Source organism: Natronorubrum amylolyticum, assembly GCF_052040145.1.
In the GTDB taxonomy this organism is placed as follows: Archaea; Halobacteriota; Halobacteria; order Halobacteriales; family Natrialbaceae; genus Natronorubrum.
In genome coordinates this window covers 126,642-142,922 of record NZ_JBPPFW010000006.1, presented here as the reverse complement: position 1 = coordinate 142,922, position 16,281 = coordinate 126,642, and the positions used below count along the sequence as shown (strand labels likewise).

General features: G+C 62.7%; 11 protein-coding genes. 5 read left to right on the top strand and 6 right to left on the bottom strand.

The annotated features are described in order from the left end of the window. Positions 1-243: 243 nt before the first annotated feature. The gene (locus ACSFDB_RS20070) at positions 244-957 is read left to right on the top strand and encodes a helix-turn-helix domain-containing protein (protein ID WP_440772669.1); all 714 of its coding nucleotides are present in this window, start codon (positions 244-246) and stop codon (positions 955-957) included. A 180-nt stretch (positions 958-1,137) separates the two neighbouring features. On the opposite strand, the gene ACSFDB_RS20065 is transcribed toward ACSFDB_RS20070, so the two are convergent. After that, on the bottom strand, positions 1,138-1,329 hold the full coding sequence (locus tag ACSFDB_RS20065) for a DUF5786 family protein (RefSeq protein WP_006090883.1): 192 nt from the start codon (positions 1,327-1,329) through the stop codon (positions 1,138-1,140). Positions 1,330-1,577: 248 nt separating this feature from the next. After that, positions 1,578-3,641, bottom strand: a complete 2,064-nt coding sequence (locus tag ACSFDB_RS20060) for a cation:proton antiporter domain-containing protein (protein WP_440772668.1) — start codon at positions 3,639-3,641, stop codon at positions 1,578-1,580. An 852-nt stretch (positions 3,642-4,493) separates the two neighbouring features. Here ACSFDB_RS20060 and glmS point away from each other — a divergent pair. Next, on the top strand, positions 4,494-6,308 hold the full coding sequence (gene glmS, locus ACSFDB_RS20055; RefSeq protein ID WP_440772667.1) for a glutamine--fructose-6-phosphate transaminase (isomerizing): 1,815 nt from the start codon (positions 4,494-4,496) through the stop codon (positions 6,306-6,308). A gap of 469 nt (positions 6,309-6,777) precedes the next feature. Here glmS and glmU read toward each other — a convergent pair whose 3' ends face one another. Continuing rightward, a complete protein-coding gene (gene glmU / locus ACSFDB_RS20050; protein WP_440772666.1) occupies positions 6,778-7,959 on the bottom strand; it encodes a bifunctional sugar-1-phosphate nucleotidylyltransferase/acetyltransferase in 1,182 nt (393 codons plus the stop codon). Positions 7,960-8,350: 391 nt separating this feature from the next. On the opposite strand from glmU, the gene ACSFDB_RS20045 reads away from it, so the two are divergent. Together ACSFDB_RS20045 and ACSFDB_RS20040 are read left to right on the top strand one after the other, a co-directional pair. Further along, positions 8,351-8,560 carry a DUF7563 family protein gene (locus tag ACSFDB_RS20045; protein WP_006090878.1) on the top strand — a complete coding sequence of 70 codons (210 nt, stop codon included), beginning with the start codon at positions 8,351-8,353 and terminating at the stop codon, positions 8,558-8,560. 635 nt (positions 8,561-9,195) lie between these two features. Further along, positions 9,196-9,468: an ATP-binding protein gene (locus ACSFDB_RS20040; RefSeq protein ID WP_440772665.1), complete on the top strand. Its 273-nt coding sequence runs from the start codon at positions 9,196-9,198 to the stop codon at positions 9,466-9,468. 81 nt (positions 9,469-9,549) lie between these two features. On the opposite strand, the gene ACSFDB_RS20035 is transcribed toward ACSFDB_RS20040, so the two are convergent. Both ACSFDB_RS20035 and ACSFDB_RS20030 read right to left on the bottom strand, forming a co-directional pair. Beyond that, positions 9,550-10,560: a lipid II:glycine glycyltransferase FemX gene (locus tag ACSFDB_RS20035; protein WP_440772664.1), complete on the bottom strand. Its 1,011-nt coding sequence runs from the start codon at positions 10,558-10,560 to the stop codon at positions 9,550-9,552. Positions 10,561-10,562: 2 nt separating this feature from the next. Next, positions 10,563-12,188, bottom strand: a complete 1,626-nt coding sequence (locus ACSFDB_RS20030; RefSeq protein ID WP_440772663.1) for an alkaline phosphatase family protein — start codon at positions 12,186-12,188, stop codon at positions 10,563-10,565. A 225-nt stretch (positions 12,189-12,413) separates the two neighbouring features. On the opposite strand from ACSFDB_RS20030, the gene ACSFDB_RS20025 reads away from it, so the two are divergent. Next, positions 12,414-13,526, top strand: a complete 1,113-nt coding sequence (locus ACSFDB_RS20025; RefSeq protein WP_440772662.1) for a DegT/DnrJ/EryC1/StrS family aminotransferase — start codon at positions 12,414-12,416, stop codon at positions 13,524-13,526. 641 nt (positions 13,527-14,167) lie between these two features. Here ACSFDB_RS20025 and ACSFDB_RS20020 read toward each other — a convergent pair. Further along, positions 14,168-15,898 carry an ATP-binding protein gene (locus tag ACSFDB_RS20020; protein ID WP_440772661.1) on the bottom strand — a complete coding sequence of 577 codons (1,731 nt, stop codon included), beginning with the start codon at positions 15,896-15,898 and terminating at the stop codon, positions 14,168-14,170. Positions 15,899-16,281 lie beyond the last annotated feature (383 nt).

Here is a 16,281-nt window from a genome sequence, read left to right as displayed (position 1 = left end):
GCGATTTTGCCCGCTCGCGGCGAGTAGTGTCTGATTACCGCGCCGGACCGTCGGCGAATACGGGTGTAAGGCGTTGTTTCTATTGACGACAAACACTCTGGATGAACGACGCGTGAATAGATATAGCGTATCGGTGGCGTGTCGATTTCCTATATAGCGTCTACCACCATGTACTCGCGGTCGAATTTGGCATTCAATGAGCGAGTTCGTGGTAACGAGGAATTACAGCCGCCATCTACCCGGATGGGGGATTCACCTGTGAGCATCGAGAGTACGGAGTTCGAACACGAGCGGACCGGCGTCCGGTCCCAGGCCGACGGCGGAATCGTCACCCAGCTCCGTCTCGATCACTCGTCGCTGTTCTTGCGTCCGACGCTTCGTCGCGCGCCCGATGTCACCGTCGAACCGGAGTACTGGACGACCGTCGGAACCGGTCGAACCCTCGTCTTCTGTAGCGTCTTCGGCGAGTCGTTCGATGGCTTCGAGAGCGCCCTCGAGACGGATCCGACGATCAGCGAGCCGATTCTCGCCGACCGCTACCCCGACCGACGCGTCTACCGCGTCGAACTCACCAGCCGGGCGATCCCCTTCATCGCCCAGACGGCGGAATCCGACGGTCGACTGCTCGAACTTTCGAGTTCGCGCGACGGCTGGCTCGTCCAGCTTCAGTTCCCCAGTCGGGACGACCTCATCGCGTTCAACGACTACTGCCGCGGGCGCGATATCTCGGTCACGGTCGATCACCTGCGCGTGTCGGACGACGAGGACGACGGCGTCGTCGCGCTGACGGAGAAACAGCAGGAACTGCTCGCGGTCGCCTACGAGGAGGGGTACTTCGACGTTCCTCGCGGGATTTCTCAGGACGAACTGGCCGATCGGCTCGGCGTTTCGAAGTCGGCCGTCTCCCAGCGGCTTCGTCGAGCGATCGGCGAACTCTGCGCGTCGAAACTGTGCTGAGCGTCGCAGTCCGGCGGTAGTTCGACCGTTCCCCGTCCATTGTCAGTCCGACTCTGCGTTCGGTGACTATCGGTTCGACTCTGCGTCGGTTTGGTTCGTGCGTAAAAAGATCGAGATGCATCGGTACGGGCCGGTCGAGCCGTTTCGCGGACGGCTACGCATCCGTCCGCTGCCGGCCGGTTACTCGTCTTCCTCGTCCGGGTCGTCTTTCATCGCGTCGAGCTGGGAGACGAGCTCGTCGGTCGAGGCGTCGGACTCGAACGACATTTTCCCGTCGTGATCGTTCTCGTGGACGTTGACGGCCTCCACGTCGTCATCGTCGTCGGCCGTCTGCTGCTGTTGTTCGGATTCGTCGTAGCTACCAAAACCCATACCCTAGCTCTCTCAGTGACTGTCAAAGGTGTGCCGGTTCGCTGGCCGTTTTCCGACACATTGTGTTTGAATTTGATATATCCGTCTCGGTCCGAGCCGACGTCGTTTCCGGACCCACCCCCGAGGCCGTTCCCGCGTGCGGTCTGGACCGGAACCGTGGTGTGTTCGAGCCCGGAATCGATTCGCGTATCGACGAAAACCGATCAGATTCGAAGCCAATCCGATTGCTTCGTTGCTCGGACTGGCCGTCACTTCAGCCGTAGGTACTGTCGATCGTACTCCGGTTCGCCCTGGCGCGGGTGGATCGTGATGAACGACTCCGGGGGCATCTCGGCCAGTCGGGCCGGGAGGTCCTCGAGTTCGTTGTGCCAGCCGACGTCGCCGCGACGCGGCGAGATGGTGACGATGAGGTCGTCGTCCTCGGATTCGCTCTCGAGCGTCGGGAGGAGTTGCCCCCAGTCGCCGAGTTCGGTGAACTCGGCCGTGGCGTCCTCTTCGACGAGTTCGAACAGCTGCTCGAACTGGTGGGCGGAGCCCTCCACGACGATCACGTGAAGCTCCGCGCCCAGGCTCGCGGCGATCCGCTTGACGATGTGGACGGCCTCGTAGAACCCCTCGTGGTGGTCGGCGCCGATCGGGACGACGACGAAGATCCGTTTGGTCGTGTTGATCGGGTGGCCCAGCCGGGAGATCAGGACAGGCAGGGTGGTCCGTTTGAGCACCTGATCGATGATGCTCCCGAAGATCCGGTGCCGGAACGTCGAGGCGGCGTCCCACCCCATGATGATCTGGTTCGCTTCGATCTCGACCGACCCCTGCACGATTCCGGAGGCGACGTTGTGGTTGACGCGCGTCTCGGTTTCGATGGGAACCTCGGCCGCACTTCCCGCGGCGGCGAGCTCCTCGAGTTCGTCGTTGACCCTTGCAACTTCGGTTTCGGTCGTCTGATCGTCGCTGGGCTGGACCACCGTCATCACGTGCACCGGGCTGGAGCCGCGCTCGCCTTTGATCACGAACGCGAGCTCGAGCAGTCGTTGCTGGAGTTCGGCGTTGCGGGACAGCGGGAGCAGGATGTTGGGATCCTTCGCGCTGTCGTCGCCCTCGCCGACCTCGCGCTCGAGGGCGAGGCTCGTCGCGGCCCGTTCGGTCAGCCACGGACTGATCAGGGCCGTGATGAGCAACATCAGAACGACGGCGTTGAGCACTTCGGAGCCGAACAGCCCGGCTTCGAACCCGATGAGCGTGATCGCCAGCGCGGCGGCGGCCTGTCCGACTGAGAGCCCGAAGATGACGTCCCGTTCGTTGGCCGTATACCCCTGAACCGTGGCGACGAGCCAGGCTGCACCCCCCTTCGTGACCACCATGACGACGACGATGAGCGCGGTGATCTGTAGCGTCTCCGGCCCGTCGAGAATGACGCTCGGATCGACGAGCATGCCGACGTGCAACAGGAAGAAGGGGATGAAAAAGGCGTTGCCGACGAACTCGACGCGGTTCATCAGCGTGCCGCCCTCCGGAATGAGCTGATTGAGTGCGATCCCGGCGACGAACGCGCCGAGGATGGGGGCGAGTTCGAGGATCTCGGCGAGACTGGCCGCGGCGAAGATCGCGACCATGACGAACAGGAACTCGAAGTAGCTCTCCTCGCTGAAGCTCTGGAAGAACCACCGCGAGAGCGGCGGGATGACGAACCAGGCCGCGCCGAAGAGCACGACCAGCGCGAGGAAGACCTGGGCGAACAGCCAGACGGTGAGTTCGCCCTCGACGGCCCCGGAGACGATCGCGAGCACGACCAGCGCGAGCGTGTCGGTGAAGAGAATGCCGCCGAAGACGGCCGTGACGGCCCGGTTCTTCGTCACGCCGAGGCGGTTGACGATCGGATAGGCGAGCAGGGTGTGAGAGGCGAACACCGACGAGAGCAACAGTGCGGCCCACAGGTTGTCCGGAAAGAGGAGAGTGTACGTCGCGATGGTCCCGACGATAAACGGGATGAAGAAACTGGCCAGTCCGAATAGGGCCGCGTTCTCGGGGGCCTCCTTGAACCCCTGGATATCGACTTCCAGACCGACGGTGAACAGCAGGTAGATCAATCCGACCTCACCGAGCAACACGATCGCGTCCGAGTGCTCGACGAGTTCGAGCGCGCCCGGCCCGATGGCCGCCCCGAAGATGACGATGCCGACGATTCCCGGTTGACCGAGCCGTTTGACCAGCAACGGGCCGATGAGAAAGATCGCCATCGCGATCGTAAAGACCAGCACCGGCTGATCGAGCGGGAGACCGAGCGCGTCGACGACGAGTGGCGTGTTCATCGGTGGTTCGAGATCTCGTATGTACGGATTTGCGTCCGCTTGCATCGAGGTGGCGCCGACGGCGTGTCGGGCGACGGTTCCGGCAAACGATGCGCCTTTCGTGTGGTTTCAGCTCGGAGCAGCGTAATCGTCGCGAGAAAATGGCCGGATAGGTAATAAAATGTCCTACTTGGGACGACGGATACGGATAAGCGTTCAATTTGTTCCTGGATCAGGGACGCGAAACTGTCTCAGTGAGTGGTTTCCACGGCATTTTCCGCGATCAATTCACGTTTGTTCGGCTCGAGGTGGTTCGTCGTCTCCCTGTGTATTGGTAGACAATATCGGGACCAACGCTGGCACGATTTCTCTCACCATACTGTGTTGTTTGGCCATCGATACCGTTTCGTCGCTCGTTCATACTCGAGTACTGTGGCGCTGTTCGCTTGACATACTGGTTCTCGGAAGGGCCTTCGAACGAACTATCTTCGTACTGATACCGAGAACTGGACGAATATTTCAAAAAGCACTTCGATCACGTTAGTGTATCGAGAACTGACTTCTGGGGGTGGATATCCGCCACTGGCCGTTACCCCCTCGCTACCGGGACTAGTAGCCCGTCTATAGTAATGGGTGCTGGTGGGTAGGTCTGTATCATGTCCGTGCACCGTCCCCGCTCTCGAATAGTCTTCGTGGACGAACGACTCCCGATGACACGATCACGATTGTCACGGGCGGGCGCTCGAGCGCCCGTCCGCGTTCGTCCGATATCAACGCGTGCAGACCGAACCGTCGTCCCGTCTACTGTGCAAACCGAACCGTCGTCCGAGGGAGCAGCTCTCCCCGGGCAGCCGTCCGAATGGTGAGTTTCTAATGTGTGGAATAATCGGCCGAGTCGGTGATGGAAACGCGCTTGAACCGCTGCTAACTGGACTCGAAAACCTCGAGTACCGCGGCTACGATTCGGCCGGAATCGCCGTCCAGAACGGCTCCGGCATCGACGTCCAGAAGCGGTCGGGGAAGGTCGACGAACTGCGAGAATCGATCGGTGATACGGTGCTCGAGGGCGAGGTCGGTATCGGCCATACGCGCTGGAGTACGCACGGTCCACCAACCGACGAGAACGCCCATCCCCACACCGACGAGACGAAAGACGTCGCCGTCGTCCACAACGGAATCATCGAGAACTACGCCGAACTCAAATCGAAACTGGCCGACTACGGTCACACGTTCACCAGCGACACCGACACCGAGGTCATCCCGCATCTCATCCAGTTCTATCTCGACGAGGGAATGGACAACGAGGCGGCGTTCCGTCGAGCGATCGACGAACTCGAGGGGAGCTACGCCGTCACGGCCATGCTCTCCGGCGAGCACGTCCTCTACGCCGCCCGACAGGGCTCGCCCCTGGTGGTCGGCATCGAGGACGGCGAGTACTTCCTCGCCAGCGACGTCCCGGCGTTCCTCGAGTACACCGACAGCGTGGTCTATCTCGAGGACGGCGACGTCGTCATCGTCGACGACGACGGCGTCGAGTACACCGACCTCGAGGGCAACCCCGTTACGCGCGAGCCCGAGACGGTCGAGTGGGACCCCGAGCAGGCGGGGAAAGGCGAGTACGACCACTTCATGCTCAAGGAGATCTACGAGCAGCCGACCGCGCTGGCCCAAGCGCTCGAGGGACGAATCGATCCCGAAAACGGACGAATCGCCCTCGAGAACTTCGAGCCGGGGACGTTCGCGGATATCAGCAGCGTCCAGTTCGTCGCCTGCGGGACGTCCTACCACGCGGCGCTGTACGGATCGCTCGCGCTGAAACAGGCCGGTGTCCAGTCGACCGCGCTACTCGCCAACGAGTACAGCGTCTCCGCGCCGCCGATCGACGACGACACGCTGGTCGTCGCGGTCACCCAGAGCGGCGAGACGGCGGACACGCTGAACGCGATGCGACACGCGAAAGCCGAGGGCGCGTCGACGGTGACCGTCACGAACGTCGTCGGCTCGACGGCGGCCCGCGAGGCCGACGAAGCGCTGTTCATCCGGGCGGGTCCGGAGATCGGCGTCGCCGCCACGAAGACGTTCTCCTCGCAGGCCGTCATGCTCACGCTGCTGGGCCAGCGTATCGCCGCGGACCTGCAGGGGGAAGTGCCCGCGAACCTCGAGTCGCTGTTGCCGGAGCTCGAGGCGATGCCCGATTCGCTCGAGGCGTTGCTCGAACAGTCCGACGCGGAAGCCATCGCCGAGCAGTACGAGAACAGTCAGTCGTACTTCTTCATCGGCCGCGGACTCGGCTTCCCGGTCGCGCTCGAGGGCGCGCTGAAGTTCAAGGAGATCACCTACGAGCACGCCGAAGGCTTCGCCTCGGGCGAGCTCAAACACGGGCCGCTCGCGCTCGTGACTCCCGACACGCCCGTGTTTGCCGTCTTCAACGGGATCGAAGACGAGAAGACGTTGAAGAACGCCGAGGAGGCCCAGACTCGCGGCGCACCCGTCGTCGCGGTCTGTCCGGACGGGCATCGGGCGGTCGACATCGCTGACGCACACCTCGCGATCCCCGAAACCGAGCCCGATCTCGCGGGGCTGCTCGCCAACGTCCAGCTCCAGCTCGTCTCCTACTACGCGGCCGATCTCTTAGACCGGCCAATCGACAAGCCGCGTAACCTGGCGAAGAGCGTCACCGTCGAGTAAGTGCTCGAGAATCGGGTCTTGAATGCCCCGTGCGGTCGCTGTTTTCTATGCGGTGTTCGCGGATAAACGAGGTTCACTTCGACTGCACAATTCTGCTTGAGTCCTCGTCTTCTCACGGCACACGTCCGTCTCGAGGAGGAGCGGTCGCGTCGCCGCGCTCGACCGCCCTGATCGCATCGCTCGACGCACGGTGTGCAGTGATGTCGACGGAGACGAGTACGAGTCGCCGACGCCGCCGGAACCGAAACCACCCCCATAGTCTCGGGTCCACACGGCCTCTTCGGGCACCGACCCGTGACCCGCACTCGGTCGAGTCGGAACCGTCCTGGAGGGTGTCTCGGTCGTATCGTCGTTCGATCCCTCCACGTGTGATAGCAATTCGCAATCTGATAAAGCTCATACTTGCGATGGACGGTTCGCTCGAGCGCCGCGTTCTCCGTCTAGAGCGTCGAAAACAGCCGATCTCGAGCTATCGATCCTGCTCGACGGTTTCGCCGGGTCGCGTCGTCGCGCCGGTTGTGAGCTTCAGCCCCGGTGTCAGGCTAGTGTTGGTCCCCGTCTTCGCGTCGTCGCCGGCGACGACACCGAACGTCTGTCGCTCCGTCGAGATCCCCTCACCTTTGACGGTAAACTCGACGTCCGCACCGTCGTGACGGCAGTTCGCGACGTTCGTCCCCGCGCCAATGGTGACGTTGCGGCCGAGGACGCTGTCACGGACGGACGAAAGGTGCTCGACCGACGTCCCGCCTGAGAGGACGCTGTTTTTCACCTCGGCTCCGTTGCCGACCGACGCCTCCTCGCCGATCAGGGTCGCCCCGCGAACGGACGCGTTCGGCCCGACGGTCGCGCCCGAGCGAATCAGTACCGGCCCCTCGATCACGGCACCCGATTTCACCGTCGCACCCGACTCGACGACGATGTCACCCGACAGGTGGGCGCTGTCGCTCACGTCGCCGTCGATCCGGCGATCGAGCGCCGCGAGCTTCCACTCGTTGGCCTCGAGTAGTTCCCACGGCCGGCCGACGTCGAGCCAACGCTCGAGGGTGACTGGCGTCACCGCGTACTGGTCGACCACCGAGGCGAGCACGTCGGTGATCTCGTGTTCACCGCGGTCGCTTTCGGGGACCTCGAGCCACTGCTGGGCCGCTTCGGGGAAGGCGTAGGCCCCGGCGTTGGCGAGGTTCGTCGGCGGGTCGGCCGGTTTCTCGACGATGTCGACGACGGTACCGTCATCGGTACTGAGAACGCCGTAGTTACGGGGATCGTCGACCTCGACCGCACAGACGGCCGGACAGCTATCGAAGAGTCGATCGATCGCCGCGGGATCGTAGAGATTGTCGCCGTTGAGGACGGCGAACGGCCCGTCGAGGTGCTTGCGTGCGGTGTCAACGGCGTGGGCCGTGCCGGCCTGTTCGGTCTGGACGGCGTAGCTGACGGGGACGCCGCGATACGCCGAACCGAAATAGTCACGGACGGTCTCGGCTTCGTAGCCGACGACGAGAACGATCTCGTCCGCGCCGGCGTCGACGGCGGCGTCGACTGTGTGGGCGGCGAGCGGTCTATCGGCGACGGGCAACATGGGTTTCGGCAGTGCCGCGGAGAGCGGCCTGATCCGCGTCCCTTCGCCCGCGGTAAGCACAACGGCTTGCATGTCGTCTTCCTACCTCGATTTCGTGGATAATTATACGGCTGCTACTGCCGTCACCCGTTTTCTCGGGTGGAATCAGTCTATTACCGCCTGGAAATACCCCTCGTCCCGTCGTCTCGAGGGTGACCGCTCCGAGCGCTTTCGACGGGTCGGCCGTGTCGCTGGCTCCGTTGATTCTGTGAGCGGGTTACACCCCGCCCAGCGAGGGTCAGCACCCGGTAAAACGAATCATTACCGGATAGAAATATTGAATTTCTGCCGAGTGAGGGTGTGACACTGCCGTTCTCCGGACAGTCTTCGTTCAATGAATAATCCGGCTGGATTCAGCGTGACCGTGCCCGACACGGAATTATGCTGTCTATAGTAAATACCGTTCTGTGGCTACGAGTTGTTGATGTCGACGGAACCAACCGACACGAAGTGGACGCCGATGACGTCCGGCCAGCAAACGACTGCCCCCCGTTGTGTCAACTGTGGAAACCAGGTCACCCGGCAGTTCGCTCGCGTCTTCGGGGACAATCGCGACGTCGTCCACGCCTGTCCCGACTGCGCGACGTACCGTGAGATGAAAACGTCCGATTTCATTCCGAAGGAACAGCGATAACGGTTTCTTGTAGACGTCTCGTTCGTCCGCGTGTCGTCGCCGATCAGTACGCGGGGAGGTCGCTTCTCTCGCCGCTACCGACGGTCGATATCCACTCGAGCGGCCGCCGGTCGTTCGATAGCGGCTCGCTCGAGTAGCGTTCCGTCTCTCGTGGCGTCCATCGATCCAGTCGGCGGATTCCCCCACTTCCACTTGCTTGCGTCGGTCGCAACTGACTGTTCTATGCAGTTCCTATACGGCTTCGCCATCGACTCCGGGCTGCGTGTGTCGAGTGTGATCCGCCGGTCGATCCGGTCGATCGCCTCGCTGGCTGTACCATCCGTGGCGGCTCGCAGAATCCCGTGTTCGTCCCGCGCCGGTGCTCCGACAAGCGGCGAAAGTCGGACGGTACGGGACGGCTTGAACACCGGTTACGACGCCGTTAGTCTCTCCCTATATTTTTGAACTGTCGTCAGCGTATATACGACCCACTCGCGTTGGACGCGTACGAGAATGCATTCAGCGTCACCGTCTCACAGCCGACGGCCTGCTTCGGCCCGCCCAACGACGTTCGAACGAACGCGAAACGCGTCGCCTCCCGACGAACAGTGCGTCGGCGCAGCACGAACCGCTCACACCGACACGCGGAGGCAGCGATGAGCGCGACCGAACCCGACGCCGAGGTCGATGCGGACGACGTCAACGCGGACGCCAGCGGGTCGCTGACCGAACTCCCGCCGAGCTCGAAACTCGTCTACAAGGTTCTCGAGTACGAGGGGTCGATGACCCAGGAGGAGATCGCCGGCGAGTCGAGGCTCTGTTCGCGCACCGTCCGGTACGCGCTCGGGAAACTCGAGGACGAGGAACTGGTCACCAGTCGCGTCTACCTCGAAGACGCACGACAGTCGAAGTATCGGATCGTCGAGTAACTCGCCTCTCGAGTCGTCGACTGTCCGACGGTCGACTGGCGACGGGGTCGCCGGGCTGCCACCGCGGCACAGTCGGGACCGCTACCTGTGTTTCTGGTACCGATCGACCAGGAGGTCGAGTCCGAACGCGCCCGACGTGATCTGGTAGTGCGTCTCGAGACGCGGGTTGAACTTCGCCTTGTAACGGTTGATGCTCGGCACGCCGGCGCCGACGAGATCGTACGTCTCGACGCCGTCTCGGAGGCCGTCGCGCATGACGTGCCAGTCGAGGAGATCGTTGATCGGCAGATCGATCCCGGTATCCGGTTTGACGCCGCCCTGCCATCGGTATCGAGTCCGCTCGGAGTCGACGACGAGGATGCCGCCGAGAAACTCGTCGTCGACGCGACAGACGTAGGGACGGATCGAGCCGTCCGGGAGCTGTTCGTGGACCGCTCGCGCGAACTCCGGGCTCAACTTGAACGATTTCCCCTGGCTTTCGTATCGGTTCGCGACCTGTTCGACGATGCGCTCGACGTCGCCGTTGGTCCCCTCCTCGATCACGTATGCGTCCTCGTCGGCGTTCCGAACGTTACTCCGCGCGTCGCTGCTGAACCGCTTCAACAGCTCGTCTTCGGAGCCCTCGAGGTCGACGACGTACGTATACCCCGGCTCGACGTCGTAGCCGTTCCAGATGAACGGCCGCACGTCGTCGAATTCGGCGGCGACGAACTTGGTGTACAGCGGCGAGATCTCCCGATCGATCCACTCGAGACAGCCCTCGAGGAAGCGTTTCGTCCGGCGGTCGGCCTTTCGTTGTTTGAGTTTGTTGACGTTCAACAGCGACGGCCCGAGGTAACACGACCACGAGTGTGGGGCCGGCGAGAACGCGCCGGTGATCGGCCCCTTCCTGTACTCGAAGACGGGGAAGAGACCGACGGCTTCCTGTCCCTTAAAACCGGCCAGCAGATGCGCCGTCGACCCGGTGTCCTCGGCCTGTAACTGCAGCGCCTCGGCGCGGAAGAACGGGTTCGTTCCGTCCGATCGTTCGACGTAGCGATTCCACTCGTCGGCGTCCGTCTCGGCGTCGAGCGTGGTGACTTCGATGGTCATCGTTAGAGGTACCCCAGATCGGAGAGTCGATCTTCGACGGCCGTGTCGTCGGTCGCGCTGATCGGGTCGGCCTCGTAGTCCGGGTACTCCGCCTCCGTGCTGCCGTCGACGACGGGGAGGGTCGTTCCGTCCATGGCGGTGTCGACCGGCACGTCGAACAGCGTACAGACCGTCGGTGCGACGTCGAGGATCGTCGCTCCCTCGACTCCGGCCCCGTCGTCGAACTCGTCTCCCGTGGCCGCGACGATTCCGGTCTGCTTGTGGTTCCACGGCTCCATCGGCTCGCCGAACTGGTCGGTGCCGACGTCGGCGACGATCGCGTTGTCGAATCCGGCGGGGACGGTCACGATGTCCGGGCCCTGCTCGACGTAGGGTCCGTCAAAGTACGCTTCTCGAGGTGCGACGACCTCGAACATCGGCTCGCCGTCGGGCGTGTCGACGGCGGATAGCTGTTCGATCAGTTCGTCCCGAACGGTCTCGTACTCGTCCTCCGGCACCTGCCCGTTCGGCTCCCGTCCCTCGAGGTTGATCCGGACGCCGAGTTCGCTTTTCGACCGGAGGTAGGCCTTCGACTCGGGGAAGTCGACCTGCTCGCTCGCCGCTCGAATCATCCCGTTGGGTACCCGGCTCCCGATCGGCTCCTTTAACCCGACCCTATCCAACGCGCTCGCGACTCGTTGCGTCGTGATGCCGACTTTCGCGGCGACGTTCATGGCTCGTTCGAGGACGCCCTCGTCACGCTCGCTGGCGCCGTCGCCCTCGAGCAGGTCGTTTTCCCACGCCGCCGACCAGTCGGGCATCCCTTCGCCGCCGCTTTTGACCTCGAGGTAGCCCCGCTCTCGGAGGAACTCGTTGACTCGGAACTCGTGGCCCGTTACTTTCCCCATTCCGTGATCGCTGACGAGCAGGACGTTGTCCGGATCGACCGCCTCGAGCGTCTCGGCGAGTTGGCTGTCGACCGCGCGGTAGACGGCCTCGATCGCCTCTTTGTCGCCGGGACGCTCGTGGAAGACGGTGTCCGTCTGCTGGAACTGCAGGAAGCCCATTTCGGGGGCGACCCGCCGACAGAGGTATCGAAACGCCTCCCCACGGCACTCGATCGTCCGTTCGTACCCCTCGATGGACTGCTCGGGCGCGTCCGTACTCTGGGGGTAGACGTGATAGTCACCACAGGCCAGTTTCACGTCCTCCAGAATCCCCTCGGGGTGGCAGGGCGGATCCTCCGGGGCAGTCATTCCCGGGATCAGGGCACCGTCGAACGCTCGCGGTGGATGCGTGACGGGAACGTTGACGACGACGCTCGAGATTCCGTGATCGCTCAACAGTTCCCACAGCGGCCGTTCCCGAACGTACGTCGAGTTCACGACGTTCCAATCGTAGCCGTCGAACGACAGAAAGTCGTAGACGCCGTGTTTCCCGGGATTTTTCCCCGTGTACATCGACGGCCAGGCGCTGGCCGTCCACGGCGGGATCTGTGACTCGAGGGGTCCGCTGGTGCCGTTCTCTATCAGCCGTTCGAGCGTAGGCACTTCACCCGCCTCGAACAGCGGTTCGAGAACTGAACGACAGCCAGCATCGAGACCAACCACCAGCAACCGAACGTCGGTTTCGTCGGTCGAACCTTCCATGTGCAACTATGGTACCCACCCCGTTTTTGTTATTTGACTGTTGGATTCGTGTAAGCCTGGACTGCCCTTCGGACAATGAGTCATAGTCTCCAGTGCCGATTTCCTGTAAGCGGTGCCTGCGGTACTATCACCCGACAGTACCGTCCCAATCACTAAAACGACGTTCGACTAGGTTCTACTCATCTGGCCGTGTCGTTCCTCACGTCCGTCGAACCCACATCTCGTATGCTTAGTCAGAGTCCGTCGCTGTTCGGCTGGTCGATATCCGAGCCGCGACCGGCCGGTATCGAATCCTTCTTCGAGCGATACACCGCATCCGTCACGTACTACGGCTCCAGCAAGACGGCACTTCGTGACGGTCTCGCGGGGCTCGTCGACCCCGGTGGAAACGTCCTCCTCCCCGCCTATCTTCCCGACGCGGTCGTCGAACCGTTTCACGAACTCGGTCTCGAGGCCCGGTACTACCGCCTCGAGGAGCATCTCGCGCCGGACCTGGTCGACGTCGAACGCCGGATCGACGAGGAGACGGCGGCGATCATGTCAGTCAACTACTTCGGCTTTCCACAGCCCGGCCTTCGAGAGTTCACGGCGCTCGTCGACGAGTACGACTGCTATCACATCGATGACAACGCCCACGCCCCGCTCAGCGTGGACAATGGGACGTTACTCGGTACTCGCGGCGACATCGGCGTCACGAGCCTCTGGAAGCTGCTGCCGATTCCGAACGGAGCGGTTCTCTACTGCAACGACGACGCCGTCGCCGAGGCGTTCGAACCGTCGTCGCTGGCCGGCATCGACGATCAGTTTCGACTCGCCGACTATCGGTTCATCTGCAAATCCCTCCTCACGGATCTCCTCGACAGAAACGCGACGGTCCGCCAGTCGGTCGACGACTTCGTCGCCGGACAGTCAGCCGGGAGTACGGGTCCCCACGCGCGATACGAGAACGGAAAAGGATCGATGTCGAAATTGTCCGCGTACGTCGTCGACGACGCGGATCCGATCTCGATTCGATCCACTCGCCGGGACAACTACCGCGCGTGGCGACGGATTTTCGACGGTCGACCGAACGCCGACGTGCTCTACGAGTCACTGCCACCGGGGATCTGTCCACAGGTGTTCCCGATCCGAACCTCGGCGCCACAGCAGTTGCGCGACGAACTCGAGGCGTGTGGCGTGGGTGGGGCCCACACCTGGCCGCGACTCCCCGGTGTCATCCGCGACAACCCGACCTACGACGTCGCGACGCGGCTGGCTCGAGAGATCGTTGTCCTTCCCGTCCATCAGGATCTCGACTCCTCGTCGATCGACGCGGTCGGCGAGCGCTTGGAGTGGTGACGCCCGACGCTCCGCCGCCGTCGCACACGCCTCGGTGTTATACGTGGAACAGGCGCAATACCACGGCCTTCAGGCCGTGGATACGCACCGTCACTTGTGGGCACAGTCCACCGTTCAAACGCCTGTCCCGAGTTTCCTTCAGTGACGTTTAAGTGACAGGATTCCCAACCAGAGAGCAGGAATTGGTCGGAACGGAGCGGATTCCGAACCGTCCTTCGGAGGTGGCCTGTCCACCCACGTAACGAGGTAATATCCGAAAGGGCAGTCGGTGAACGTACATGCTAGAAGCGTGTACCCGTGCCGACTGCTCAAAGTGAGCAAGACGATACCCCCGACTCTGTTGACGCCTGCTGGCGTCCCCGTGGCAAAAACAACACGGGGACACCCTACATGGTCGAAGATAGGGGTAACGGTGGTTTGGCACCGTCCTCAGAAATCTTCGATTTCTGATGTGCGAACGAGAACTCCGTTCTTGTTAACGCCAGCAGTCCACCAGTTCGATGCTGTGGGACTACCCGTCCCCGAAAGAACTGGTAGTCTGGTGATTGGACTGCAAACCTGAAACTCCCCCCGCTCGGGATTCCTCCGCGTAAACGCGGAGGAGGATGTCAACGCACACGCACCGCCAGCGCTGTACTCGACTACTCCGCGCTCGCCATCGCGTCAAGCTTCGATCGGACGTCGTCGCTCAGCGTGTACGTCCGTGCGACCGGTCGCTCGAGCACACCCTCGGTCAGGAGCTCCGAGCACAGCCCCTGTACCGCGACGGTCGACCGACCGACCGCGTCGGCAATGGCGGCCGACTCGAGCGGTCCGTTTCGAGCCAGGACGACGAGTGCGCGCCGGGCCGTCGATGCCGTACACTGGGACTGTTCAGCCGCGCGCTCGAGACGGTCGTCGATCCACTCGCCTTCGAAGACCGCCTCCGGCGGTTTCGGCTCCGGCGCGGTGGTGATCTCCTCGGACTCGTCGGCGTCGGACTCGGTCTGACTCGGCCACTCGACCGACGTAAACCCGAACTCGACGTCGTCGCCGCCGGCTTGGAGGATCTCGGTCTCCTCGGCCGACGTTGCGTTCGACTCTTCCTCCTCCGTCTTCGCTTCCGTCTCGAGATCCCGCACGCGGTCGCGCAACCGCTCGTTTTCCTCGCGCAGTCGGTCCACCGTCTCCGTTCGTGACGCGAGTTTCCCCTCGAGCGTTTCGATCCGATTCGTCCGCTCGTCGAGTTTGGCTTGCAACTCGTCGCGTTCGTCCTCGAGGTCCTCCCGCTCGGTCTCGAGATCGACGATCTCGTCGTGGAGCCGACGCAGTTCCTCGTCGTCACCGCCGCCGAGTTTCGTCTGGAGGGTCTCCTTTCGCGTCAGCGCGTCGGCCATCTGCTTGGCCGCGTTCGAGACGTCCCGTGCAGACTCGAGTTCGTCCTCTAAGGTTTCGATGCGTTTCTCTTTCTTCTCGAGTTCGTTCTCGAGTTCGAGGATGCGGCTCTCCTCGCGGTCCTTTCGCTCCGAAATATCCTGGAGGTCGCCGACGAGGGCGTCGGAGACGGATTTGAGCTCGGGTCGTTCGAAGTCGTCGAGACCGGGCGTCGCGCCCGCGTCGAACGTGCGCTTGCGCCGGAACTGCACCTTGCGGACGTCGACGTCCATCCAGTCGGTCTGGACGAACCCTTGCCCGTCGTTCAACTCCGAGACGAGCTCCGAGTACTCGGTGTCGATGATCCGCCCGACGACGTTCGTGTCGTTGTCCCAGGTCAGTCGGTGCCAGACGAGCCAGTTCGCCTGCGTGATGAAGTCCTTCTTGACGTCGGCCGGCCGCTGGCTGATTCCCAGAATTCCCAGCCCGTGTTTGCGCCCGCGCTTGCTGATCTTGATCAACAACCGGCCCGTCTCGCCCATTCCGCCGCCTTCCGGAATGTACTCGTGGACCTCCTCGACGACCAGCAGGAACGGCTTCTTCAACTTCTTTTCTTTGACGAACAGCTGTCGGGCGATCTTCCGAAGCAACTCGTCGGCCACCTCCTCGTCGAGGTAGCCCGAGACGTCGAGGATCACGGGGACGTTCTCCTCGAGTGCGAGCGAGGCCATCTGTTCTGCGTGTTCCGGTCCGATCTGGATGTCACACTCCTCGTCGGCCCCGGCGTGGAGCATCTCGTACTCCTCTTTGAGCCCGTAGTACTCGCCGTCCGTGTCGACGATCAGGAGCGGAAAGCCGGACTCGAGCAACTCCTCGGCGATCACCGACGCCGTGTTCGATTTCCCCGACCCCGACTTCCCGGTCACGAACCCGCGGCCGGTCAGCAGTTCGACGACGGGGAGATGTAGATCGGTCCCGTCGTCGCGTTCGCCGACCAGAATCTCGCGTTGATCGGTCACCGACCCACGACCTCGTTCGCGCGCGACGTGTTCATACGTCGTACAGTTCGAACACGACACCTTGAATATTGGCCTCGATTCGTGTCCCGACTCTCGGCACGTCGTGGCACACTCCGACCCTCCCAAATCCCGACCGTGTACAATGTGTGAGAAGTGCAGAATGTTTACACTGTTCTACCTGGGTATCCACATCGGATCGTCTACGCGTCGTTCTCTCCCCGACCGATGGCCGATCGATGCGTCGGAACTCTACGTCGTCCTCCAAGGGGGTTTGGACGAGTCTGTCGCCGGTGGGGCACGGTGTACACTCCGTATGCCGTATCGATCGGTCGGCGAGGGTTCTTCGTCGGTGCTTGCTGACTCTCGCTGACCGTTTCCGAATT